The organism is Pseudomonas laurentiana, from assembly GCF_014648275.1.
Lineage (GTDB): Bacteria > Pseudomonadota > Gammaproteobacteria > Pseudomonadales > Pseudomonadaceae > Aquipseudomonas > Aquipseudomonas laurentiana.
Genome location: NZ_BMQU01000196.1, coordinates 1 through 525 on the forward strand (window position 1 = coordinate 1; position 525 = coordinate 525).

At 36.0% G+C, this 525-nt stretch carries 1 protein-coding gene; it reads left to right on the forward strand.

Annotated features, from left to right (window positions below; genetic code table 11):
- A partial coding sequence (locus tag IE038_RS25780; RefSeq protein WP_189396445.1) for an NADH-quinone oxidoreductase subunit H occupies positions 1-523 on the forward strand: 523 nt, incomplete at its 5' end.
- Positions 524-525: the final 2 nt, after the last annotated feature.

Here is a 525-nt window from a genome sequence, read left to right on the forward strand (position 1 = left end):
TCCTATATGGATTCTAATTGATATAATTATCCTTCTATTGGGAATTACGATAGGAGTATTAGTTATTGTATGGCTCGAAAGAAAAATATCTGCGGGAATACAACAACGCATTGGACCTGAATACGCCGGTCCTTTGGGAATTATTCAAGCTTTGACGGATGGAATAAAACTACTGCTAAAAGAGGATATTATCCCATCTAGGGGGGATATTTGGTTATTTAGTATTGGACCAGCGGTAGTGTTGATACCTATTTTTTTAGGCTATTTAGTAATTCCCTTTGGTCGCCACATTGTTTTAATTGATCTTAGTATAGGCGTTTTTTTTTGGATTGCAATTTCAAGTATTGCTCCCCTTGGACTGCTTATAGCAGGCTATGCATCCAATAATAAATATTCTTTTTTAGGTGGTCTCCGAGCTGCTGCTCAAGCTATTAGTTACGAAATTCCTTTAGCTTTATGTGTGTTATCTATATCTCTACGTGTGATTCGTTGGAATATGAGATTCATTTTTCCCTTTTTGTAGTT